This is a genomic window from Streptomyces echinoruber (assembly GCF_014651135.1).
GTDB lineage: Bacteria > Actinomycetota > Actinomycetes > Streptomycetales > Streptomycetaceae > Streptomyces > Streptomyces echinoruber.
Window position 1 is genome coordinate 235,567 of the sequence record NZ_BMWH01000003.1, and the last position, 23,289, is coordinate 258,855.

A 23,289-nucleotide genomic window follows, 5' to 3' on the forward strand; every position below is an offset into this window, starting at 1 on the left:
GTCATGAGCCGTTCCGCACACCCCGCCGGGCCCCGCCACGCCGACGTCCTGCCCGAGGGGCACTACCTCGCCCCGCCCGCCGACCTCAACGCCCTCGACGCGAAGGTGTGGGCGCAGACCGTCACCCGCGACGCGCACGGCGTCGTCACCGTCGGCGGGATCGGCGTCAAGCAGCTCGCCGAGGAGTTCGGCACCCCGGCCTACATCCTCGACGAGGCCGACTTCCGCGCCCGCGCCCGCGCCTGGCGCACCGCCTTCGGGCCCGGTGCCGACGTGTTCTACGCCGGCAAGGCGTTCCTGTCGCGCGCCGTGGTGCGGTGGCTCGACGAGGAGGGCCTCAACCTCGACGTCTGCTCCGGCGGCGAACTCGCCACCGCCCTGTCCGGCGGCATGCCCGCCGACCGCATCGCCTTCCACGGCAACAACAAGTCCACCGCGGAGATCGAGCGGGCCATCAGGGCCGGCGTCGGCCGGATCGTCCTCGACTCCTTCCAGGAGATCGTCCGTGTCGCGCACATCGCCCGCTCGCTCGGCGTGCGGCAGCGGGTGCAGATCCGCGTCACCGTCGGCGTCGAGGCGCACACCCATGAGTTCATCGCCACCGCGCACGAGGACCAGAAGTTCGGCATCCCGCTGGCCGGCGGGCAGGCCGCCGAGGCCGTGCGGCGGGCGCTGCAGCTCGACGGGCTGGAGCTCATCGGCATCCACAGCCACATCGGCTCGCAGATCTTCGACATGTCCGGGTTCGAGGTGGCCGCCCACCGGGTGGTGGGGCTGCTGCGGGAGATCCGCGACGAGCACGGTGTCGAGCTGCCCGAGATCGACCTCGGCGGCGGCCTCGGCATCGCCTACACCAGCGACGACGACCCGCGCGAGCCGCACGAGATCGCCAAGGCGCTCACCGAGATCGTCGGCCGCGAGTGCGAGGCGGCCGGGCTGCGCACGCCGCGCATCTCCGTCGAGCCGGGGCGGGCGATCGTCGGCCCGACCGCGTTCACGCTGTACGAGGTCGGCACCGTCAAGCCGCTCGCCGGGCTGCGCACGTACGTCTCCGTCGACGGCGGCATGTCGGACAACATCCGCACCGCCCTGTACGACGCCGAGTACAGCGTCGCGCTCGTCTCCCGCGCCTCCGACGCCGAGCCCATGCTGGTGCGCGTCGTCGGCAAGCACTGCGAGAGCGGCGACATCGTCGTGCGGGACGCCTTCCTGCCCGCCGACCTGGCGCCCGGCGACCTCATCGCCGTGCCCGCCACCGGCGCGTACTGCCGGTCCATGGCGAGCAACTACAACCACGTCCCGCGCCCGCCGGTCGTCGCCGTGCGCGACGGTGAGGCGCGGGTGATCGTCCGCCGCGAGACGGAGGAGGACCTGCTGCGTCTCGACGTCGGCTGAGGAACGGCGGCTGAGGAACGGCGGGGCGGCCGGCGCTCGACGGCCGTCGAGCAGCCGGAAGAGGAGCGGAACGGTCGGCGAATGGTCGGCCGGCGGAAGATCTCCGGTCTTCCGTGCTGGAAAATGAAATATACGTCTCACGATCCGGACGAGAGGCGGAAACTCCCGTCCGGTGCGTGAGACTGGTGGCACCGCAGACGGTTATCAGGAAACGAGGTCGGATGATGCGTACGCGTCCGCTGAAGGTGGCGCTGCTGGGCTGTGGAGTGGTCGGCTCCGAGGTGGCGCGCATCATGACGACGCACGCCGACGACCTCGCCGCCCGCATCGGCGCCCCGGTGGAGCTCGCGGGCATCGCCGTCCGGCGGCCCGGGAAGGTGCGCGACGGCATCGACCAGGGGCTGATCACCACCGACGCCACCGCCCTCGTCAAACGCGGCGACATCGACGTGGTCGTCGAGGTGATCGGCGGCATCGAACCGGCCCGCACCCTCATCACCACCGCCTTCGAGCACGGCGCCTCCGTCGTCTCCGCCAACAAGGCGCTGCTCTCCCAGGACGGCGCCGCCCTGCACGCGGCCGCCGAGCAGCACAACGTCGACCTGTACTACGAGGCCGCCGTCGCCGGCGCCATCCCGCTGATCCGCCCGCTGCGCGAGTCGCTCGCCGGCGACAAGGTCAACCGGGTCCTCGGCATCGTCAACGGCACCACCAACTTCATCCTCGACAAGATGGACTCCACGGGCGCCGGCTACCAGGAGGCGCTGGACGAGGCCACCGCGCTCGGGTACGCCGAGGCCGACCCGACCGCCGACGTCGAGGGCTTCGACGCGGCCGCCAAGGCCGCCATCCTCGCCGGGATCGCCTTCCACACCCGCGTGCGGCTCGACGACGTCCACCGCGAGGGCATGACCGAGGTCACCGCCGCCGACTTCCGCTCGGCGAAGGAGATGGGCTGCACCATCAAACTGCTCGCCATCTGCGAGCGGGCCGAGGACGGCCGGTCCGTCACCGCGCGCGTGCACCCCGCCATGATTCCGCTGGACCACCCGCTCGCCTCCGTGCGCGGCGCGTACAACGCCGTCTTCGTCGAGTCGGACGCGGCCGGGCAGCTGATGTTCTACGGCCCCGGCGCCGGCGGCGCGCCCACCGCCTCCGCCGTCCTCGGCGACCTTGTCGCCGTCTGCCGCAACCGGCTCAGCGGCGCCACCGGGCCCGGCGAGTCGGCGTACGCGGCCCTGCCCGTGTCGCCCATGGGCGAGGTCGTGACGCGCTACCACATCAGCCTCGACGTCGCCGACAAACCGGGTGTGCTCGCCCAGGTCGCCACCGTCTTCGCCGAGCACGGCGTATCGATCGACACGGTCCGCCAGCAGGGCAAGGACGGGGAGGCCTCCCTCGTCGTCGTCACCCACCGTGCGTCCGACGCCTCCCTGAGCGGGACCGTCGAGGCGCTGCGCAGCCTCGACACCGTGCGGGGCGTCGCCAGCATCATGCGGGTTGAAGGAGAGTAACCAGCAATGACCCACCAGTGGCGCGGAATCATCGAGGAGTACCGGGACAGGCTGCCGGTGTCCGACACCACGCCGGTCGTGACGCTCCGCGAGGGCGGCACGCCCCTCGTGCCCGCGCAGGTGCTCTCCGAGCGCACCGGCTGCGAGGTCCACTTGAAGGTGGAGGGCGCCAACCCCACCGGGTCCTTCAAGGACCGCGGCATGACGATGGCCATCAGCAAGGCCAAGGAGGAGGGGGCCAAGGCCGTCATCTGCGCCTCCACCGGCAACACCTCCGCGTCCGCCGCCGCGTACGCCGTGCGGGCCGGCATGGTCTGCGCCGTGCTCGTGCCGCAGGGCAAGATCGCGCTGGGCAAGATGGGCCAGGCCCTGGTGCACGGCGCGAAGATCCTCCAGGTCGACGGCAACTTCGACGACTGCCTCACGCTCGCCCGCGCGCTGAGCGACAACTACCCCGTGGCGCTGGTCAATTCGGTCAACCCGGTGCGCATCGAGGGCCAGAAGACGGCCGCGTTCGAAATCGTCGACATGCTCGGTGACGCGCCCGACATCCACATCCTGCCGGTGGGCAACGCGGGCAACATCACCGCCTATTGGAAGGGCTACCGGGAGTACGCCGCCGACGGCGTCGCGACCAGGACGCCGCGCATGTGGGGCTTCCAGGCCTCCGGCGCCGCCCCGATCGTGCGCGGCGAGGTCGTCAAGGACCCCTCCACCATCGCCACCGCCATCCGCATCGGCAACCCGGCCTCCTGGCAGTACGCGCTCGCCGCCCGCGACGAGTCCGGCGGTCTCATCGACGAGGTGACGGACCGTGAGATCCTGCGCGCCTACCGGCTGTTGGCCGCGCAGGAGGGCGTCTTCGTCGAGCCCGCCTCCGCCGCGTCCGTGGCCGGTCTGCTCAAGGCCGCCGAACAGGGCAAGGTGGACCCCGGGCAGCGCATCGTGTGCACCGTCACCGGCAACGGCCTGAAGGATCCGGACTGGGCCGTCGCCGGTGCCCCGCAGCCGGTCACCGTACCCGTCGACGCGGCCACGGCGGCCGAGCGCCTCGGCCTGGCCTGACCGCCGCGGCCTGACCGCCACCGCCGCGGCCCGGGCGCCCACCTGCCCCGGGCCGGGCGCGGTCCGCCGGTCCCGGCCCGGGAGACCGGGCCTGGCCCAGGAGACCGGATCGTCCGTCCGGGCCGGTCCGTCCGGGCCGGCGGCCCGCCGCCGGGGCCGGGAGCCCGCCCGCTCCCCGGTCCGGGAACCCGCCCACCCGGGTGGGCACCCCCCTCGCTCCGGGCAGGTATCCCGCCCGCCCGGCCCGGGGGAGTCCACCCGCCTCACCCGGAGGGAACCACCGCCAGGTCTACGGCGTTCTCCAGCAGGGAACCCCTATGGAAGGGGCACAGAGGGCTCACGACACGCATCGTGCGCCTCCCGTGCGCCCTATGTCGCCACTGAACCTTCCTTCGATAGGCTGTACTGAACCCGCCCGCCGCATATGCCGCGGTGCCGCGCCGTCTCCGCGGCCCGGCAGCGGCCGGCACCGTTCGGCCGCCCGGCCGACCGGCCCGCAGCGGCCCAAGGGTCTCGGTACGTCGTCGAATGTCGTGCGACACCACGTTCGACACCACGCAGCTCAAGGAGAGTCATCGAGCGATGGCCGGTCCAGCCTTCCGCGCCGCCGCCGTCCGGGTGCGCGTCCCCGCCACCAGCGCCAACCTCGGCCCGGGCTTCGACGCCCTGGGCCTGGCGCTGGGGCTCTACGACGACGTGGTCGTCCGGGTGGCCGACTCCGGGCTGCACATCGACATCGCCGGCGAGGGCAGCGAGACCCTGCCCCGCGACGAGAGCCACCTGCTCGTACGCTCCCTGCGCACCGCCTTCGACGCCCTCGGCGGGCAGCCGCGCGGCCTGGAGATCGTCTGCGCCAACCGGATCCCGCACGGCCGCGGCCTCGGCTCCTCCTCCGCCGCGATCTGCGCCGGCATCGTCGCCGCCCGCGCCGTGACCATAGGCGGCGAGTCGCGACTCGACGACACGGCCCTGCTGGAGCTCGCCACCGAGATCGAGGGCCACCCGGACAACGTGGCGGCGTGCCTGCTGGGCGGGTTCACCCTCTCCTGGATGGAGAACGGCGCCGCCCGGGCCATCAGGATGGAGCCCTCGGATTCCATCGTTCCGGTGGTTTTCGTGCCCGGAAAGCCCGTCCTGACCGAAACCGCGCGCGGCCTGCTGCCGCGCACCGTGCCGCATCTCGACGCCGCCGTGAACGCGGGCCGTGCCGCCCTGCTCGTCGAGGCCCTGACCAGGCGCCCGGAGCTGCTGTTGCCGGCCACCGAGGACCGCCTCCACCAGGAGTACCGCGCCCCCGCCATGCCGGAGAGCGCCGCGCTGGTGGAGCGGCTGCGCGCCGACGGCATCCCCGCGGTGATCTCCGGTGCCGGGCCGACCGTGATGGCGCTGGCCGACGCGGACACCGCCGACAAGGTGGAACGGCTGGCCGGGGAGGACTGGGCCGCCAACCGGCTCCGTCTCGACCCGGACGGTGCGAGCGTGCTGCCGCTCGCGACCCCCGGTGGTGAGTGAAAACGTGCGACCACCGGATGTGGAGAGGGGGAATGTTTGTTGGATCCGGTAGTGTTAACCTCAAGTCTGCACCCGACCCCACCATGGCGAGGTGCCTCGTGTCCCCGTCCGGGACAGACATTCTTCCGGGAGCTCCCCAAGCCGCACCGTGTTCCGTACGTCGTACGTGGGCAGTACGCCGTACGCGGGCGCTGAGCAGGCCGCCGGGCACGCTCCGGAATCGGTGCGACCACGCCGCGTGACACAGAGACACGTGTCACGGCTCAAGGAAGCGCCATCACCAGATATCTCTTCCGCCGCTTTGGCGGACCACCGCCCCGGCACGGTCCACACAGCAAGGACCGAAGCCGGACAGCACAACCGGTCGCCGAGCCAGACAGGCCGACGTCCGCTCCAGGGAAGGACCCTTCGTGAGCGACACCACCGATCTGATGGGCGCACGTGTCGAGGAGACCGCTGCCGCGCCCGCCACGGACGCCTCCGCGCCTGCCACCGGTGCCGGGTCCCGGCGGCGCCGCGGTACCGGCCTCGAGGGCATGGTGCTGGCCGAGCTGCAGCAGGTCGCATCGGGCCTCGGCATCAGGGGCACCGCGCGCATGCGCAAGAGCCAGCTGATCGAGGTCATCAAGGAGGCGCAGGCCGGCGGGGCCTCCCAGGCCGTGTCCGGCGACGGGGGAGGCGGCGCCCCGGCCAAGGCCGAGACCGCCACCGAGACCAAGCCCCGGCGCCGGGCCACCTCCCGAACCCGTACGGGCGACGAGGCCGCCGCCGAGAAGAAGGCGGACCAGCCCGCCGAGCAGGCCGTCGCGACCCAGCAGCAGATCGAGATCCCCGGCCAGCCTTCCCCCAAGCCCGCCACCCAGCCGGAGCAGGGCGGCGCCGCCGAGGAGGCGTCCGCCGAGCGCCGCCGGCGCCGGGCCACCGCCGAGGCCGGCAGCCCCGAGACGGTCGCCGCCGAGGCCAAGGGCGAGCCCCGGGCCGAGACGCCGGCGCAGCCGCAGCAGGCCCCGCAGGGCCAGGGTGACGGCAAGGCCGACGAGGGCGGCGAGGGCCGCCGCCGGGACCGCCGCGACCGCAACCGCCGCAACAAGGGCGACGACCAGCAGCAGGGCCAGGGCCAGAGCAACCAGGGCCAGGCCGGCGGCGGCCAGCAGCAGAACCGCCAGAACCAGGGCGACGACGACTTCGAGGGCGGACGCCGGGGCCGGCGCGGCCGCTACCGCGACCGCCGGGGCCGCCGGGGCCGCGACGAGGCCGGCGAGCCGCAGATCGCCGAGGACGACGTCCTGATCCCGGTCGCGGGCATCCTCGACATCCTCGACAACTACGCCTTCATCCGCACCTCCGGCTACCTGCCCGGCCCGAACGACGTGTACGTCTCCCTCGCCCAGGTCCGCAAGAACGGCCTGCGCAAGGGCGACCACATCACCGGCGCCGTGCGCCAGCCGAAGGAGGGCGAGCGGCGCGAGAAGTTCAACGCGCTGGTCCGCCTCGACTCCGTCAACGGCATGGCGCCCGAACACGGCCGCAACCGCCCGGAGTTCAACAAGCTGACCCCGCTGTACCCGCAGGACCGGCTCCGCCTGGAGACCGACCCGGGCGTGCTGACCACCCGGATCATCGACCTGGTCTCGCCCATCGGCAAGGGCCAGCGCGGCCTGATCGTGGCCCCGCCGAAGACCGGCAAGACCATGATCATGCAGGCGATCGCCAACGCGATCACCCGCAACAACCCCGAGTGCCACCTGATGGTCGTCCTCGTCGACGAGCGGCCGGAAGAGGTCACCGACATGCAGCGGTCGGTCAAGGGCGAGGTCATCTCCTCGACCTTCGACCGCCCGGCCGAGGACCACACCACGGTCGCCGAGCTCGCCATCGAGCGCGCCAAGCGCCTGGTGGAGCTGGGCCACGACGTCGTCGTCCTGCTCGACTCGATCACGCGTCTGGGCCGCGCCTACAACCTCGCCGCCCCGGCCTCCGGCCGCATCCTGTCCGGTGGTGTCGACTCCACGGCCCTCTACCCGCCGAAGCGGTTCTTCGGTGCCGCCCGCAACATCGAGGACGGCGGCTCGCTGACCATCCTCGCCACCGCCCTGGTGGACACCGGGTCCCGCATGGACGAGGTGATCTTCGAGGAGTTCAAGGGCACCGGCAACATGGAGCTCAAGCTCGACCGGAAGCTCGCCGACAAGCGCATCTTCCCGGCCGTCGACGTCGACGCCTCGGGCACGCGCAAGGAGGAGATCCTGCTCGGCGCCGAGGAGCTCAACATCGTCTGGAAGCTGCGCCGGGTGCTGCACGCCCTGGACCAGCAGCAGGCGATCGAGCTGCTGCTGGACAAGATGAAGCAGACCAAGTCGAACGTCGAGTTCCTGATGCAGATCCAGAAGACGACGCCGGCGCCCGGCAACGGCGACTGACGCCGTCCCCCGCGGCAAGGGCCGCCCCCTTTCGGTCACGGAAGGGGCGGCCCTTCGCGCGTCGTAGGACAGGTGTACGATCACGCTCCTTCGGGCCGCTCTTCCGTATCCGGGCCCGAACATCTCATCCCGAGGGGGGACTTGCGTGGGTACACCCATGTCCGGACGCGGCCGGCACAGACGCCGGATGCGTCTCGCCCTGCCCGTCGCCGCCGCGGGCGCCGCCGCGGCCGTCACCGCCGCGCTGCTGACGTCGTCCGCCGACGCGGCCACCGCGCTGCCGAAGCCCACCGTGAAGCCCGCGGTGAGCTCCCCGTCGCTCACCGAGCTCAAGCAGCGCGTGGCCGGCGCCCTGGCCGGTGACGACACCGCCGGGCAGACGGCGAAGTCGTCGCTGAGCGCGAGCACGGGCACGAACACCGCCACCGTCGACCCGAAGATCATCGGCGGCAGCGAGACGACGATCACCTCCGCGCCGTGGATGGCGCAGCTGTGGTACCACGACAAGCGCGGCACCAGCACCGAGAGCGACGACATCGGCTTCTTCTGCGGCGGCGCCGTCGTTGCGCCGACGAAGATCCTCACCGCCGCGCACTGCGTCAAGGGCTACGACTGGCACGCCAACGGCGCCATCGTCACCGGCACCGCCCAGCTGCCCACCGACGACGGCGCGGGCGGCGCCGACCTGCACGGCGGCACCGTCACCGGCGTGTGGAGGCAGTGGAACCACCCGTCGTACAGCGCGTCGACGGTCGACAACGACATCGCCGTGCTCACCCTGCCGGTCCCCGTCAAGGCCACGCCGATCCGCATGACGACGGCCGGCGACACCGCCTCCTACGCCGCCGGGACCAGCGCCAAGCTGTACGGCTGGGGCCGCACCAGCTCCACCAGCCAGGACATCTCCCAGACGCTGAAGACGGCCACCCTGCCCCTCCAGTCCGACACCACCTGCGCGGGCTACTACGGGGCCGACTTCATCAAGGGCCACATGGTCTGCGCCGGCAAGCCCGCCACCGGCAGCGACACCGGCACCACCGCCGCCTGCAACGGCGACTCCGGCGGCCCGCTGGTGGTGAACAACCGCATCGTCGGCGTCGTCTCCTGGGGCGTGGCGGACTGCGTCCGCAAGGGCGCCTACAGCGTCTTCACCAAGGTCACCAGCTACGTCGGCGCCGCCTACCCGCGCATCGACGACACCAACCTCAGCGGCGACCACAAGGCCGACCTGTGGGTGCGCAACGCCTCCACCAGGACCGGCTACGAGAAGGACTCCCGGGGCACCTCCTTCGGCGCCCGCCAGTCCTGGGGCGACTGGGACGGCGTGAACCTGGTCCTGCAGACCGACCTGGACCGCGACGGCTACCAGGACCTGATCTACCGCGTCAGCTCCTCCGGCGACGTCCACTGGACGCACTACGTGCCGGCGAGCGGCAGCTGGGCCACCCGGCAGATCGCCGACAACTGGAAGACCCGCACCCGCATCGTCGCCCCCGGTGACGTCACCGGCGACTACCTGCCCGACCTGCTGTCCGTCGACTCCGCCGGCGTGCTGTGGATCTACCCCGGCAAGGGCAACGGCACCTTCGCCCCCCGCGTGAAGGTCTCCTCCGGCTGGAACCAGTACAACTCGCTGCGTGGCCACGGCGACTTCAGCGGCGACGGCCGTACCGACCTGATCGCCCGCAAGACCGACGGCACCCTCTACCTCTACAAGGGCACCGGCAAGGCCGGCTCGGGCGCCTTCGCCACCCGGATCAAGGTGCGCAGCTGGAGCGGCTACAACGCCTTCGACGCCGTCGGCGACGTCACCGGCGACGGAAAGGCCGACTTCCTGGCCCGCACGCCCGGCGGCACGCTCTACCTGTACCCGGGCACCGGCAAGGCCTCCAGCGAGATCTTCGCCACCCGGATCTCCGTCGGCACCGATTTCAAGCAGTACGACATCTTCGGCTGAGTCCGGGGGAACCCGCAGGTGAGCGGGCAGCCCCGAGACACCGGTGACGCAGCGTGCCCGCCGCCCCGGGCGGCGGGCACGCTGCGTCACGCACCCCTTTCCCGAGTTTTCCCGTCCGGCCATGCGGGCGACGATGGTGGGATACCGGTCGAAACAGACGGATCCCGAACCTGAGCGCCGGGGGCGGCCGACCGGACGAGAGCCGAGGAGCAGATGTCTGCCGAGAGCACGCCGGAGCCCGGGACGACGGGACCGCCCGGCACCACGGGACCCCGCCGTGCCGGGGGCCGGCGCCGCGGGCCGCGCGGCGCGCGCCGCACGGCGCTGCTGGCGCTCGCCTGGACCGCCACGGGCATCGTGGTGCTCGGCGGCACCGGGGCCGGGTACCTGTACCTCAAGCTCAACGGCAACATCCGGAGCGTCGACATCAACCAGGCGCTCGGCACCGACCGGCCCAAGAGGGCCGGCAACGGCTCCGAGAACATCCTGGTCCTCGGCTCCGACACCCGCTCCGGCGGCAACCGCAGGCTCGGCGGCGGCACCGACGACGGCACCGCACGCTCCGACACCGCGATGATCGTCCACATCTACCGGGGCCACCGGAGGGCCGACGTGGTCTCCATCCCGCGCGACACCCTCGTCGACCGGCCCGAGTGCACCGACCCCCGGGGCGAGGACCACCCCGCCGCCCGGAACGTGATGTTCAACTCGGCGTACTCCACCGGCGGCGCCGCCTGCGCCGTGAAGACCGTCGAGTCCCTCACCGGCCTGCGCATGGACCACTACCTCGAGGTCGACTTCGCCGGTTTCAAGGAGCTCGTCGACGAGCTCGGCGGCGTCACCGTCACCACCACCCAGGACATCGACGACCGCGAGAGCCACCTGCGGCTCAGCGCCGGCACCCACCGGCTCGACGGCACCCGGGCGCTCGCCCTGGTCCGCACCCGGCACGGCGTCGGCGACGGCTCCGACCTCGGCCGCATCCAGCTCCAGCAGTCCTTCGTCAAGGCCCTCGTCGACCAGGTCAAGCACCTGGGCGTGCTGACCGACCCCAAGGAGCTGTACGACCTCGCCGACACCGCGACCAAGACCGTCACCACCGACTCCGACCTCGGCTCGGTCAACTCCCTGATGTCCTTCGCAGGCGGCCTGAAGGGCATCAGCAGCTCGCACCTGACCATGGTCACGATGCCGGTGCAGTACGACAGGGCGGACGCCAACCGCGTCGTCGTCGACCAGGCCAAGGCCCGGCAGGTCTGGGACGCCCTCAGGGACGACCGGCCGATCCCCGCGAGCGCCACCAGGGGCACGGCCACCGGCGAGGCCAAGGGCGTGGTCGGCGCCGCCTCCTGACCTCGCCGCGCCCTGACCTCGCCGCCCCCTGACGGCGCGGGGCCGTGCCGGTGCGCGGCCGAGTCGTAACCGATGGCCGTGTCGTACCGATGGCCGTGTCGTACCGGTGCGCGGCGATGTCGTGCCGTTGCGTGGCCGCACCGTGCCGCTGCGTGGCCGCACCCCGCGGACGCGGGGGCCCGGACGGCCCGGGAATACCCGGCCCCGGCCCCCGGTTTTGGGGTATGGAGCCAGTCCTGGCAGACTGGACCGTCGGCTCCGGTTCACGCTTCCGCATCCCGCGGCTGCGACCCGGCGCCCTCCCGCACCCTAGGAGATCCCTTGAAGCGCGACATCCACCCCGAGTACGTCGAGACGCAGGTCAGCTGCACCTGCGGCAACTCGTTCACCACCCGGAGCACCGTCAAGGACGGCGTGATCCGCGCCGACGTCTGCTCGGCGTGCCACCCGTTCTACACGGGCAAGCAGAAGATCCTCGACACCGGTGGCCGTGTGGCCCGCTTCGAGGCCCGCTTCGGCAAGGCTGCTGCCGCCGGCTCCAAGAAGAAGTAGCGAGCCACCGCGCCGGTCCACGGCGGCGCCCCCACGGGGCGCCCCTGGACCGGCGTTTTTGGTCGCCCGCCCACTTCCCGCCTTCGCCCGTCAGGAGCCCAAGATGTTCGAGGCCGTCGAGGAACTCGTCGGCGAGCACGCCGAGCTGGAGAAGAAGCTCGCCGACCCGTCGGTCCACAACGACCAGGCGCACGCGCGCAGGCTCAACAAGCGCTACGCCGAGCTCAGCCCGATCGTCGCCGCCTACCGCTCCTGGAAGCAGACCGGCGAAGACATCGAGACCGCGCGTGAACTCGCCGCCGACGACCCGGACTTCGCCGCCGAGGTCAAGGAGCTGGAGCAGCGGCGCGAGGAACTCACCGAGAAGCTGCGGCTGCTGCTGATCCCGCGCGACCCCAGCGACGACAAGGACGTCATCCTGGAGATCAAGGCCGGCGCGGGCGGCGACGAGTCGGCGCTCTTCGCGGGCGACCTGCTGCGCATGTACCTGCGCTACGCCGAGCGCGTCGGCTGGAAGACCGAGATCATCGACGCCACCGAGTCGGAGCTGGGCGGCTACAAGGACGTCCAGGTCGCCATCAAGTCCCGCGGCCAGGTCGAGCCCGGCCAGGGCGTGTGGGCGCGCCTGAAGTACGAGGGCGGCGTGCACCGCGTGCAGCGCGTGCCCGCCACCGAGTCCCAGGGCCGCATCCACACCTCCGCGGCCGGTGTGCTGGTCACCCCGGAGGCCGAGGAGATCGACGTCGAGATCAACCCGGGCGATCTGCGCATCGACGTCTACCGCTCCTCCGGCCCGGGCGGCCAGTCCGTCAACACCACCGACTCCGCGGTGCGCATCACGCACCTGCCGACCGGCGTGGTCGCCTCCTGCCAGAACGAGAAGAGCCAGCTGCAGAACAAGGAGCAGGCGATGCGTATCCTGCGTTCCAGGCTGCTCGCCATGGCGCAGGAGGAGGCGGAGAAGAACGCCGCCGACGCCCGCCGCAGCCAGGTCCGCACCGTCGACCGCTCCGAGAAGATCCGCACCTACAACTTCCCGGAGAACCGGATCTCGGACCACCGCGTCGGCTTCAAGGCCTACAACCTGGACCAGGTCCTGGACGGCGACCTCGACGCGGTGATCCAGGCCTGCGTCGACGCGGACTCGGCCGCCAAGCTCGCGGCGAGCCAGGCCGCCTAGCACAATCGGCTCACGCAGGGCGTCCCGCCCACGTCCCACGTCCCAGCAGCGCAGCCCTCGGAGGACCAGCGTGCAGCAGAACTTCGGGGGGCGACCCCCAAGCCCCCGCAGCTTGCTGCTCACGGAGGTGGCCCAGGCCACCCGGCGGCTGGCCGACGCCGGCGTGCCCTCGCCGCGCCACGACGCGGAGGAGCTCGCCGCGTTCGTGCACGGCGTGAGGCGGGGGGAGCTGCACACCGTCAAGGACGCCGACTTCGACGCCCGGTACTGGGAGGTGGTCGCCCGCCGCGAGGCCCGCGAGCCGCTGCAGCACATCACCGGCCGCGCCTACTTCCGCTACCTGGAACTCCAGGTCGGTCCGGGGGTGTTCGTGCCCCGGCCGGAGACCGAGTCGGTGGTCGGCTGGGCCATAGACGCCGTGCGCGCCATGGACGTCGTCGAACCGTGCATCGTCGACCTGTGCACCGGCTCGGGCGCCATCGCGCTCGCCATGGCGCAGGAGGTGCCGCGCTCGCGGGTGTACGCCGTGGAGCTGTCCGAGGAGGCCCTGGTGTGGGCCCGCAAGAACATGGAGGGCTCCCGGGTCGAACTGCGGCACGGCGACGCCCGCACCGCCTTCCCCGACCTGGACGGCCAGGTCGACCTGGTCATCTCCAACCCGCCGTACATCCCGCTCACCGAGTGGGAGCACGTCGCCCCCGAGGCACGCGACCACGACCCGGAGATGGCCCTGTTCTCCGGCGAGGACGGCCTCGACCTCATCCGCGGCCTGGAACGCACCGCGCACCGGCTGCTGCGCCCCGGCGGCATCGTCGTCGTCGAGCACGCCGACACGCAGGGCGGCCAGGTGCCGTGGATCTTCGCCGAGGAGCGGGGCTGGGCCGACGCGGCCGACCACCCCGACCTCAACAACCGGCCGCGGTTCGCCACGGCCCGCAAGGCGCTGCCGTGAGCACGCCCCGGACTTCACCCCCGCAGTACGTGTACGAGGAGGCCCGCTAGACATGGCACGGCGATACGACACCAACGACGCGACCGACCGCGCGACGGGTCTGCGCGAGGCCGCGTCCGCCGTCCGCCGTGGTGAGCTCGTGGTGCTGCCGACCGACACGGTCTACGGCATCGGCGCCGACGCGTTCAGCAAGGAGGCGGTCGCCGACCTGCTGCAGGCCAAGGGCCGGGGCCGCAACATGCCCACCCCTGTGCTGATCGGCTCCCCGAACACGCTGCACGGCCTCGTCACCGACTTCTCCGAGACCGCCTGGGAGCTCGTCGACGCCTTCTGGCCGGGCGCGCTCACCCTCGTCGCCCGCCACCAGCCGTCCCTGCAGTGGGACCTCGGCGACACCCGCGGCACGGTCGCCGTGCGCATGCCGCTGCACCCCGTCGCCATCGAGCTGCTCACCGAGGTCGGCCCCATGGCGGTGTCCTCCGCCAACCTCACCGGCCACCCGGCGCCGGAGACCTGCGACGCCGCGCAGGACATGCTGGGCGACTCCGTCTCCGTCTACCTCGACGGCGGCCCCACGCCCGGCAACGTGCCGTCCTCCATCGTCGACGTCACCGGCGAGGTGCCGCGGCTGCTGCGCCGGGGCGCGCTGTCGCCCGAGGAGCTGCGCAAGGTCGTACCCGACCTCGAGGTGGCCAATTGACGGCCCCCGAAGCGGGGCGTGGCATAGGCGAGCGGGACACCTTCCGCATCCTCCACGTCAGCACCGGCAACGTGTGCCGCTCGCCCATCACCGAGCGGCTGACCCGGCACTTCCTGGCGGACCGGCTCGGCGACCCCAGCGGCGGCGGACTGATCGTGGAGAGCGCCGGCACCTGGGGGCACGAGGGCGCGCCGATGGAGGCCAACGCGGAGGCCGTCCTCGCCGACTTCGGCGCGGACGCCTCCGGCTTCGTCGGCCGCGAGCTGCTCGACGAGCACGTCATCCGGGCCGACCTGGTGCTCACCGCCACCCGCGACCACCGCGCCCAGGTCATCTCGATGGGCCACTCGGCGGGCCTGCGCACCTTCACCCTGAAGGAGTTCACCCGCCTGGTGAAGGCCATCGACCCGGCCACGCTGCCCCCGCTGGAGGACGGCGTCGTCGAGCGGGCCCGCGCCCTGGTGCGGGCCGCGGCCGCGTTGCGCGGCTGGCTGCTGGCGCCCAGCCCCGAGGCGGACGAGGTGTACGACCCGTACGGGGCGCCGCTGACGTTCTTCCGGTCGATCGGGGACGAGATACACCAGGCGCTGGATCCGGTGGTGACGGCGCTGACCGGCGTACCCGCCCGGACGTAGCGACCGCGCACCCCGCGCGGCCCGGGCCTACAGTGGACGTACGTCACCGCCGACGCCCGGAGCCCACCATGCCGGTCACGCCCACCCTCGACGCCGACGTGCTGCGGCGGCAGGACCCCGAAGTCGCCGACCTCCTGCTGGGGGAGCTGGACCGGCAGAGCTCGACGCTGCAGCTGATCGCGGCGGAGAACTTCACGTCGCCGGCGGTGCTGGCGGCGCTCGGGTCGCCGCTCGCCAACAAGTACGCGGAAGGGTATCCGGGGGCGCGCCACCACGGCGGCTGCGAGATCGTGGACGCGGTCGAGCGGCTGGCCGTGGAGCGGGCGAAGACGCTGTTCGGCGCGCAGCACGCCAATGTGCAGCCGCACTCGGGCTCCTCGGCGGTGCTCGCGGCGTACGCGGCGCTGCTGCGGCCCGGGGACACCGTGCTGGCGCTCGGGCTGCCCCACGGCGGGCACCTGACGCACGGCTCGCCGGCGAACTTCTCGGGCCGCTGGTTCGACTTCGTGGCCTACGGCGTCGACGCCGAGACCGGGCTCGTCGACCGGGACCAGGTGCACAGCCTGGCCAGGGCGCACCGGCCCAAGGCGATCGTGTGCGGGTCGATCGCCCACCCCCGCCACCTCGACTACGCCTTCTTCCGCGAGGTCGCCGACGAGGTGGGCGCCTACCTCGTCGCGGACGCCGCGCACCCGATCGGGCTGGTCGCCGGGGGAGCGGCGCCGAGCCCGGTGCCGTACGCCGACGTGGTGTGCGCCACCACCCACAAGGTGCTGCGCGGGCCGCGCGGCGGGATGATCCTGTGCGGGGCGGAGCTCGCCGAGCGGGTGGACCGGGCGGTGTTCCCGTTCACGCAGGGCGGCGCGCAGATGCACACCGTCGCCGCCAAGGCGGTCGCGTTCGGGGAGGCGGCGACCGCGGAGTTCGCCGGGTACGCCCGCCGGGTGGTCGCCAACGCGCGGGTGCTCGCGGCGGGGCTGGCGGCCGAGGGCCTGACCGTCGTCAGCGGCGGCACCGACACCCACCTGATCGTCGCCGACCCCGCGCCGCTCGGCGTGGACGGGCGCACCGCCCGGGACCGGCTGGCCGCCGCCGGGATGGTCCTGGACTGCTGCGCGCTGCCCTACGGCGACGCCCGCGGCCTGCGCCTGGGCACGGCCGCGGTGACCACGCAGGGCATGGGCGAGGCGGAGATGGCACGGATCGCGGCGCTCATGGCGGTGGTCCTGCGCGGGGCGCCGGCCGGGAAGGAGGCCGGGGCACGCGCGCGGGAGGAGGTGCGGGAACTGGCCGGAGCGTTTCCGCCGTATCCGGGGTGAACCGGGGTAGGCGCACCCGGTACGCACCCGTACACAGCCACCCGTGGAACCATCGTGGCTACCCGGAAGTCCTCACCTGTATGCGGCGATCGCTAGGGTGTGGGGCTGAGATGGCCAGCGAGACCTGTGGGGAAGCCCGTGCGTGAATACCTCCTGACGCTCTGCATCACGGCCGCGGTGACGTACCTGCTGACAGGGCCGGTGCGGAAGTTCGCCATCGTGGCCGGCGCGATGCCGGAGATCCGGGCGCGGGACGTGCACCGGGAACCCACGCCGCGGCTCGGCGGCATCGCGATGTTCTTCGGGCTGTGCGCGGGACTGCTGGTCGCCGACCACCTCACCAACCTCAACGAGGTCTTCGCCAAGTCGAACGAGCCGCGGGCGCTGCTCTCGGGCGCCGCGCTGATCTGGCTGATCGGCGTCCTGGACGACAAGTTCGAGATCGACGCCCTGATCAAGCTGGGCGGCCAGTTCATCGCCGCCGCCATCATGGTCGTGCAGGGGCTGACCATCCTGTGGCTGCCCATCCCGGGCGTCGGCAACGTCGCGCTGACCCAGTGGCAGGGCACCCTGCTCACCGTCGCGCTCGTCGTCATCACCATCAACGCGGTCAACTTCGTCGACGGCCTGGACGGCCTCGCGGCCGGCATGGTGTGCATCGCGTCGATGGCGTTCTTCCTGTACGCCTACCGCATCTGGTACTCGTACGGCATCGAGTCCGCCGCCCCCGCCACCCTCTTCGCGGCCATCCTCATGGGCATGTGCCTGGGCTTCCTGCCGCACAACATGCACCCCGCGCGGATCTTCATGGGCGACTCCGGCTCCATGCTCATCGGCCTGGTGCTGGCCGCGGGCGCGATCTCCATCACCGGGCAGGTCGACCCGGACGCGCTGAAGCTGTTCACCGGGTCCGAGAAGGCGGCCGTGCACCAGACGGTGCCGGTCTACATCCCGCTGCTGCTGCCGCTGACGATCCTCGCGGTGCCCACCGCCGACCTGGTGCTCGCCGTGGTGCGCCGCACCTGGCGCGGCCAGTCGCCGTTCGCCGCGGACCGCGGGCACCTGCACCACCGGCTGCTGGAGATCGGGCACTCGCACAGCCGGGCCGTGCTGATCATGTACTTCTGGTCGGCGCTGATCGCGTTCGGCGCGCTGGCCTACTCGGTCAACTCCGCGTCGATGTGGATCGTGCTGGGCGTCGCGCTGCTCAGCGCCGTCGGCCTGGTGCTGCTCCTGCTGCCGCGCTTCACCCCGCGCGCCCCGCGGTGGGCCGAGCACTTCGTGCCGCCGCGCTACCGCCGCAGGCGGGCGGCCACCGCCGGGTCCGCCAACTCCCCGGTGGGAGAGGCCGGTTCGCCCTCCGACCGGGAGCAGGAGCCGCCGGTGGCGGTGATGACCGGTGTGGCGGGAGTCAACGGAGCGACCGCGCTGGGCAGTCACCGGCACCGCCCGGAACGGCGCAAGGCGGGAACGTCGCGCTGACGCCAAGGTAAGAATCTGACTAAAGCGTTGCCAAATCGTGGGGGTGCGAACACCCTCATACCAGACAAGTCACCCCAGTTTTTGCACAGACGGGCGGCTTCACACTCATGTGTGACAGCAAGCACACCGGTCAGGTAAAGACTGCATCAAATCGTTTGTGATACCGTTCACGAGAACCCGGATGGAGCCGCAGCGGCGGTCCGGCCGCCCGTCAGGTTCCTTCTCGAACCGGGACTACGCTCGTCCATGACGACCCCCCTGCTGCCCCCTCGAGTGAGCGGAGTTGCCGCCATGCCCTCCAGTGAGGCACGGAACCTGATGCCGATCGCCGTCCCCACGGCGGCTGCCGGCGTGGTCGCCGTTGCCGTCAGCGGTGCGGTCGCCGGCGGCAAGGGAGCACTTGGAGCCGCTGTCGGCACGCTGCTCGCCATCCTCTTCATGGGGATCGGCCTGTACGTCCTGCAGTGGACGGCGAAAACGCTCCCGCAGCTGTTCCAGGCCATGGGGCTGATGCTCTATGTCGCGCAGCTCCTGCTGCTCCTGATCTTCGTCGCCCTCTTCAGGGACACCTCCCTCTTCAACGCCAGGACGTTCGCGGCCTCGCTCATCGTCGCGACGGTCGTGTGGATGGCCGCTCAGGCCCGTGCGCACATGAAGAGCAAGATCTTCTATGTCGATCCGGACTCCACGAAGAGCGGGAAATCCGAGAAGTCAGGGTCTCCGTCGTGAGGAGTGGGGGCGGGACGAAGGGATGCGGGATCTCCTGCTATCGTCCGGTGCCAACTGCGGCATCGCGGGCGCGGGCATCTGAGCTGACGCCTGCTCAAGCGCGAGGCTCGAAGCCCCCCAGCCGCCCCCACATCCGTAAGACACCAGTCCAAGTGCCGATCCGCGGCTGCGTGCCGCGCCGACACAACGAGGTTGCCGTACCCATGCGTCACGCCGAAGGAGCCCGCGGTGAGTGCTGACCAGACCCAGCTCGCCTTTGACTGGAGCTGTCGGATCCTGTCCGACAACGGGTGTGGCTTTCCGGCTCCGGGCCTGCAGTCGTTCCTCTTCAAGCCGCTCGCCACGGTCGGGGGGTTCGAGTTCAACAAGGTGATGCTGCTCGCCCTCGTCACCACGATCCTCGTCGTCGGCTTCTTCTGGGCGGCCTTCGGCAAGGCCAGGATGGTGCCGGGCAAGCTGCAGATGATCGGCGAGGCCGGCTACGACTTCGTGCGCCGCGGCATCGTCTACGAGACCATCGGCAAGCGGGAGGGCGAGAAGTACGTCCCGCTCATGGTCTCGCTGTTCTTCTTCATCTGGATCATGAACATCTGGTCCGTGATCCCGCTGGCGCAGTTCCCGGTGTCGTCGATCATCGCGTACCCGGCGGTGCTGGCGGCGGTCGTCTACGTGACCTGGGTCGTGCTGACGTTCAAGCGGCACGGCTTCGTCGGCGGCTTCAAGAACCTGACCGGCTACGACAAGTCGCTCGGCGCGGTGCTGCCGCTCGTGGTGGTCATCGAGTTCTTCTCGAACGTCATCGTCCGCCCCTTCACCCACGCGGTCCGACTCTTCGCCAACATGTTCGCCGGTCACCTCCTTCTGGCGATGTTCACCGTCGCCAGCTGGTACCTGCTGAACAGCTACATGATCCCGGCCGCAGGCGTCTCGTTCGTCATGACCGTGATCATGGTCCTCTTCGAGCTCTTCGTTCAGGCCATCCAGGCGTACGTGTTCGTTCTCCTGGCCTGCTCCTACGTTCAGGGCGCTCTCGCCGAGCACCACTGATCGATCCACCGCTCCCACCCGCAAGTCGTCCGGTGGCCAACCCCCACCGGTCCGTAAAAGAGAAGGAAGAAACGGCATGTCCGCTGCCATCGACCTCGCTGCCGGCGTCTCCGGTTCCCTCGGTTCCATCGGCTACGGCCTCGCGGCCATCGGCCCCGGCATCGGTATCGGCATCATCTTCGGCAACGGCACCCAGGCCCTGGCCCGCCAGCCCGAAGCGGCCGGCCTGATCCGCGCCAACCAGATCCTGGGCTTCGCCTTCTGTGAGGCGCTCGCCCTCATCGGCATCGTTATGCCGTTCGTGTTCGGCAAGTAATCCCTTCCTACTTGCCCACACGAATCGACGAAAGGCACTGATGTGATCGCCAACCTGGTACAGCTGGCGGCCGAGGAGGAGCAGAACCCGCTCATCCCGCCCGGTCCCGAGCTGCTCGTCGGCACCATCGCCTTCGCCATCGTGTTCTTCTTCTTCTGGAAGAAGCTGCTTCCGAACATCAACAAGGTTCTGGAGGAGCGCCGCGCGGCGATCGAAGGCGGTATCGAAGAGGCCGAGGCCATGAAGGTCGAGGCCCAGAGCGTCCTTGAGCAGTACAAGGCCCAGCTCGCCGAGGCCCGGCACGAGGCCGCGCGTCTGCGCCAGGAGGCGCAGGAGCAGGGTGCCGCCCTCATCGCCGAGATGCGGGCCGAGGGCCAGCGGCAGCGCGAGGAGATCATCGCCGCCGGCCACGCCCAGATCGAGGCCGACCGCAAGGCCGCCGCGTCCGCGCTCCGCCAGGACGTCGGCCGGCTCGCCACCGAGCTGGCGAGCAAGCTCGTCGGTGAGTCCCTCGAGGACCACGCCCGGCAGAGCCGCGTCATCGACCGCTTCCTCGACGAGCTCGAGGAGAAGGCGACGCAGGCCGAGGCGGCCCGATGACCGCGCACGGAGCCAGCCGCGAGGCCCTGGCGGCCGCCCGTGAGCGCCTGGACGCGCTGACGGACGCCACGTCCGTCGACGCCGCCCGGCTCGCCGGCGAGCTGGCCGCCGTCACCGCGCTGCTGCACCGCGAGGCCGGCCTGCGCCGGGTCCTCACCGACCCGGCGCAGCCCGGAGAGCGCAAGGCCGAGCTGGTGCAGCGCCTGCTCGGCACGCAGATCGGCGGCCCGGCCGCCGACCTGGTGTCCGGCATGGTGCGCTCCCGCTGGTCGCAGCCGCGCGACCTGGTCGACGCGCTGGAGCAGCTGGCCGACCTCGCCGACCTGACGGCGGCGCAGCGGGACGGCACGCTCGACGACGTCGAGGACGAGCTGTTCCGGTTCTCCCGGATCGTCTCCTCCTCCACCGAGCTGCGCGCCGCGCTGACCGACCGGGCCGCGAGCACCGAGGCCAAGGCCGAGCTGCTGCACCGGCTGCTCGGCGGCCGCGCCAAGCCGGCCACGGAGCGTCTGGTCACGCGCCTTGTGACCGCGCCGCGGGGACGTAGCCTGGAAGCGGGACTCGAGTCCCTGTCCAAGCTGGCCGCCGAGCGGCGCCACCGGATGGTCGCCGTGGTCACCTCGGCGGTCCCGCTGAGCGACCGGCAGAAGCAGCGTCTGGGCGCCGCCCTGGCGAAGCTCTACGGGCGCCCCATGCACCTGAACCTCGACGTGGACCCCACGGTCGTCGGCGGGGTGCGGGTGCAGGTCGGTGACGAGGTCATCAACGGCTCCCTCGCGGACCGGCTCGACGAGGCCGCCCGCCGCATGGCGAGCTAGCAGCAACTCAACACGTACGTACTGATGACGGCCCTGGTTGGGCCGTGCAGGATGCAGAGTTTTTCGGGTGGGCCGCACCACCGGACCCCCAAGAAACTTCGGGCCCAACAAGGAGAGCAGGGAACCCAGATGGCGGAGCTCACGATCCGGCCGGAGGAGATCCGGGACGCGCTGGAGAACTTCGTCCAGTCGTACAAGCCGGACGCGGCCTCGCGCGAGGAGGTCGGCACCGTCACCTTCGCCGGTGACGGTATCGCGAGGGTCGAGGGCCTGCCCTCGACCATGGCCAACGAACTGCTGAAGTTCGAGGACGGCACCCTCGGCCTCGCCCTCAACCTCGAGGAGCGGGAGATCGGTGCCATCGTCCTCGGCGAGTTCAGCGGCATCGAGGAGGGGCAGCCGGTCACCCGGACCGGCGAGGTCCTGTCGGTGCCGGTCGGCGAGGGCTACCTCGGCCGTGTCGTCGACCCGCTCGGCAACCCGATCGACGGCCTCGGCGAGATCGAGACCGACGGCCGCCGCGCCCTCGAGCTGCAGGCCCCCACGGTCATGCAGCGCAAGTCGGTGCACGAGCCGATGGAGACCGGCTACAAGGCGGTCGACGCCATGACGCCGATCGGCCGCGGCCAGCGCCAGCTGATCATCGGCGACCGCCAGACCGGCAAGACCGCCCTGGCCGTCGACACGATCATCAACCAGCGCGACAACTGGCGCACCGGCGACCCGAAGAAGCAGGTCCGCTGCATCTACGTCGCCATCGGCCAGAAGGGCTCCACCATCGCCGGCGTGCGCCGCGCGCTGGAGGAGAACGGCGCGCTGGAGTACACGACGATCGTCGCCGCCCCGGCGTCCGACCCGGCCGGCTTCAAGTACCTGGCGCCCTACACCGGCTCCGCCATCGGCCAGCACTGGATGTACCAGGGCAAGCACGTCCTGATCGTCTTCGACGACCTGTCGAAGCAGGCCGACGCCTACCGTGCCGTCTCCCTGCTGCTGCGCCGTCCGCCGGGCCGCGAGGCCTACCCGGGCGACGTCTTCTACCTGCACTCCCGTCTGCTGGAGCGCTGCGCGAAGCTCTCCGACGACATGGGTGCCGGGTCGATGACCGGTCTGCCGATCGTCGAGACCAAGGCCAACGACGTCTCGGCGTTCATCCCGACCAACGTCATCTCCATCACCGACGGCCAGTGCTTCCTGGAGTCCGACCTGTTCAACGCCGGTCAGCGCCCGGCCCTGAACGTCGGTATCTCCGTCTCCCGCGTCGGTGGCTCCGCCCAGCACAAGGCGATGAAGCAGGTCTCCGGCCGTCTGCGCGTGGACCTCGCCCAGTTCCGTGAGCTGGAGGCGTTCGCCGCCTTCGGCTCCGACCTGGACGCGGCCTCCAAGGCGCAGCTCGAGCGCGGCCAGCGCATGGTCGAGCTGCTGAAGCAGGAGCAGTACCAGCCGATGGCCACCGAGGACCAGGTCGTCTCCATCTGGGCCGGCACCACCGGCAAGATGGACGACGTGCCGGTCGCCGACATCCGCCGCTTCGAGCGCGAGCTGCTCGACTACCTGCACCGCAAGGAGCAGGGTCTGATGACCTCCATCCGGGAGGGCGGCAAGATGTCGGACGACACCCTCCAGGCCGTCGCCGACGCGATCGCCGAGTTCAAGAAGCAGTTCGAGACCTCCGACGGCAAGCTGCTCGGCGAGGACACCCCGGCCGCCGCGGCGAAGTGACGTAAGGAAGGGACCTGACTC

At 71.5% G+C, this 23,289-nt stretch carries 20 protein-coding genes; all 20 read left to right on the forward strand.

The window, feature by feature from the left end:
* Positions 1-3: 3 nt before the first annotated feature.
* Positions 4-1,395, forward strand: a complete 1,392-nt coding sequence (gene lysA, locus IE225_RS06110; RefSeq protein WP_190056292.1) for a diaminopimelate decarboxylase — start codon at positions 4-6, stop codon at positions 1,393-1,395.
* Between the two features lie 221 nt (positions 1,396-1,616).
* Complete coding sequence (locus tag IE225_RS06115; RefSeq protein ID WP_190056293.1) at positions 1,617-2,909, forward strand: homoserine dehydrogenase; 1,293 nt, start codon at positions 1,617-1,619, stop codon at positions 2,907-2,909.
* A 6-nt stretch (positions 2,910-2,915) separates the two neighbouring features.
* The gene (thrC, locus tag IE225_RS06120; protein ID WP_190056294.1) at positions 2,916-3,974 is read left to right on the forward strand and encodes a threonine synthase; all 1,059 of its coding nucleotides are present in this window, start codon (positions 2,916-2,918) and stop codon (positions 3,972-3,974) included.
* Between the two features lie 582 nt (positions 3,975-4,556).
* A complete protein-coding gene (gene thrB / locus IE225_RS06125; protein ID WP_190056295.1) occupies positions 4,557-5,486 on the forward strand; it encodes a homoserine kinase in 930 nt (309 codons plus the stop codon).
* A gap of 410 nt (positions 5,487-5,896) precedes the next feature.
* Entirely contained in the window at positions 5,897-7,906 is a 2,010-nt protein-coding gene (rho, locus tag IE225_RS06130; RefSeq protein ID WP_190056296.1) for a transcription termination factor Rho, read from the forward strand.
* A gap of 187 nt (positions 7,907-8,093) precedes the next feature.
* Complete coding sequence (locus IE225_RS06135; protein ID WP_229879278.1) at positions 8,094-9,863, forward strand: trypsin-like serine protease; 1,770 nt, start codon at positions 8,094-8,096, stop codon at positions 9,861-9,863.
* Between the two features lie 213 nt (positions 9,864-10,076).
* Entirely contained in the window at positions 10,077-11,216 is a 1,140-nt protein-coding gene (locus tag IE225_RS06140) for an LCP family protein (RefSeq protein ID WP_190056297.1), read from the forward strand.
* 321 nt (positions 11,217-11,537) lie between these two features.
* Entirely contained in the window at positions 11,538-11,768 is a 231-nt protein-coding gene (rpmE, locus tag IE225_RS06145) for a 50S ribosomal protein L31 (protein WP_190056298.1), read from the forward strand.
* A gap of 103 nt (positions 11,769-11,871) precedes the next feature.
* On the forward strand, positions 11,872-12,948 hold the full coding sequence (gene prfA, locus IE225_RS06150) for a peptide chain release factor 1 (protein WP_190056299.1): 1,077 nt from the start codon (positions 11,872-11,874) through the stop codon (positions 12,946-12,948).
* A 112-nt stretch (positions 12,949-13,060) separates the two neighbouring features.
* Entirely contained in the window at positions 13,061-13,900 is an 840-nt protein-coding gene (gene prmC, locus IE225_RS06155) for a peptide chain release factor N(5)-glutamine methyltransferase (protein ID WP_190056300.1), read from the forward strand.
* A 52-nt stretch (positions 13,901-13,952) separates the two neighbouring features.
* Positions 13,953-14,600, forward strand: a complete 648-nt coding sequence (locus IE225_RS06160; protein ID WP_190056301.1) for an L-threonylcarbamoyladenylate synthase — start codon at positions 13,953-13,955, stop codon at positions 14,598-14,600.
* A complete protein-coding gene (locus IE225_RS06165) occupies positions 14,597-15,235 on the forward strand; it encodes an arsenate reductase/protein-tyrosine-phosphatase family protein (protein ID WP_190056302.1) in 639 nt (212 codons plus the stop codon). The genes IE225_RS06160 and IE225_RS06165 overlap by 4 nt, the downstream gene beginning before the upstream one ends.
* A 68-nt stretch (positions 15,236-15,303) precedes the next feature.
* On the forward strand, positions 15,304-16,554 hold the full coding sequence (gene glyA, locus IE225_RS06170) for a serine hydroxymethyltransferase (RefSeq protein WP_190056303.1): 1,251 nt from the start codon (positions 15,304-15,306) through the stop codon (positions 16,552-16,554).
* A 138-nt stretch (positions 16,555-16,692) separates the two neighbouring features.
* Positions 16,693-18,036, forward strand: a complete 1,344-nt coding sequence (locus IE225_RS06175; protein WP_190056304.1) for an MraY family glycosyltransferase — start codon at positions 16,693-16,695, stop codon at positions 18,034-18,036.
* 291 nt (positions 18,037-18,327) lie between these two features.
* Entirely contained in the window at positions 18,328-18,765 is a 438-nt protein-coding gene (locus IE225_RS06180; RefSeq protein ID WP_190056305.1) for a Cg1360 family ATP-synthase-associated protein, read from the forward strand.
* A 228-nt stretch (positions 18,766-18,993) separates the two neighbouring features.
* On the forward strand, positions 18,994-19,812 hold the full coding sequence (gene atpB / locus IE225_RS06185) for a F0F1 ATP synthase subunit A (RefSeq protein WP_506004977.1): 819 nt from the start codon (positions 18,994-18,996) through the stop codon (positions 19,810-19,812).
* A gap of 76 nt (positions 19,813-19,888) precedes the next feature.
* Positions 19,889-20,128, forward strand: coding sequence for an ATP synthase F0 subunit C (atpE, locus tag IE225_RS06190; RefSeq protein ID WP_190056306.1), 240 nt, complete (start codon positions 19,889-19,891; stop codon positions 20,126-20,128).
* 42 nt (positions 20,129-20,170) lie between these two features.
* A complete protein-coding gene (locus tag IE225_RS06195; protein ID WP_190056307.1) occupies positions 20,171-20,728 on the forward strand; it encodes a F0F1 ATP synthase subunit B in 558 nt (185 codons plus the stop codon).
* Positions 20,725-21,546: a F0F1 ATP synthase subunit delta gene (locus IE225_RS06200; protein ID WP_190056308.1), complete on the forward strand. Its 822-nt coding sequence runs from the start codon at positions 20,725-20,727 to the stop codon at positions 21,544-21,546. The genes IE225_RS06195 and IE225_RS06200 overlap by 4 nt, the downstream gene beginning before the upstream one ends.
* 129 nt (positions 21,547-21,675) lie before the next feature.
* Positions 21,676-23,268 carry a F0F1 ATP synthase subunit alpha gene (atpA, locus tag IE225_RS06205; RefSeq protein ID WP_190056309.1) on the forward strand — a complete coding sequence of 531 codons (1,593 nt, stop codon included), beginning with the start codon at positions 21,676-21,678 and terminating at the stop codon, positions 23,266-23,268.
* Positions 23,269-23,289: the final 21 nt, after the last annotated feature.

Coding starts and splice junctions, on each gene's coding strand:
- prfA (WP_190056299.1), top strand. CDS start 11,872: ATGTTCGAGGCCGTCGAGGAACTCGTCGGCGAGCACGCCGAGCTGGAG.
- IE225_RS06135 (WP_229879278.1), top strand. CDS start 8,094: ATGCGTCTCGCCCTGCCCGTCGCCGCCGCGGGCGCCGCCGCGGCCGTC.
- atpA (WP_190056309.1), top strand. CDS start 21,676: ATGGCGGAGCTCACGATCCGGCCGGAGGAGATCCGGGACGCGCTGGAG.
- glyA (WP_190056303.1), top strand. CDS start 15,304: ATGCCGGTCACGCCCACCCTCGACGCCGACGTGCTGCGGCGGCAGGAC.
- IE225_RS06115 (WP_190056293.1), top strand. CDS start 1,617: ATGATGCGTACGCGTCCGCTGAAGGTGGCGCTGCTGGGCTGTGGAGTG.
- IE225_RS06180 (WP_190056305.1), top strand. CDS start 18,328: ATGCCCTCCAGTGAGGCACGGAACCTGATGCCGATCGCCGTCCCCACG.
- IE225_RS06140 (WP_190056297.1), top strand. CDS start 10,077: ATGTCTGCCGAGAGCACGCCGGAGCCCGGGACGACGGGACCGCCCGGC.
- thrC (WP_190056294.1), top strand. CDS start 2,916: ATGACCCACCAGTGGCGCGGAATCATCGAGGAGTACCGGGACAGGCTG.
- atpE (WP_190056306.1), top strand. CDS start 19,889: ATGTCCGCTGCCATCGACCTCGCTGCCGGCGTCTCCGGTTCCCTCGGT.
- lysA (WP_190056292.1), top strand. CDS start 4: ATGAGCCGTTCCGCACACCCCGCCGGGCCCCGCCACGCCGACGTCCTG.
- thrB (WP_190056295.1), top strand. CDS start 4,557: ATGGCCGGTCCAGCCTTCCGCGCCGCCGCCGTCCGGGTGCGCGTCCCC.
- IE225_RS06200 (WP_190056308.1), top strand. CDS start 20,725: ATGACCGCGCACGGAGCCAGCCGCGAGGCCCTGGCGGCCGCCCGTGAG.
- IE225_RS06160 (WP_190056301.1), top strand. CDS start 13,953: ATGGCACGGCGATACGACACCAACGACGCGACCGACCGCGCGACGGGT.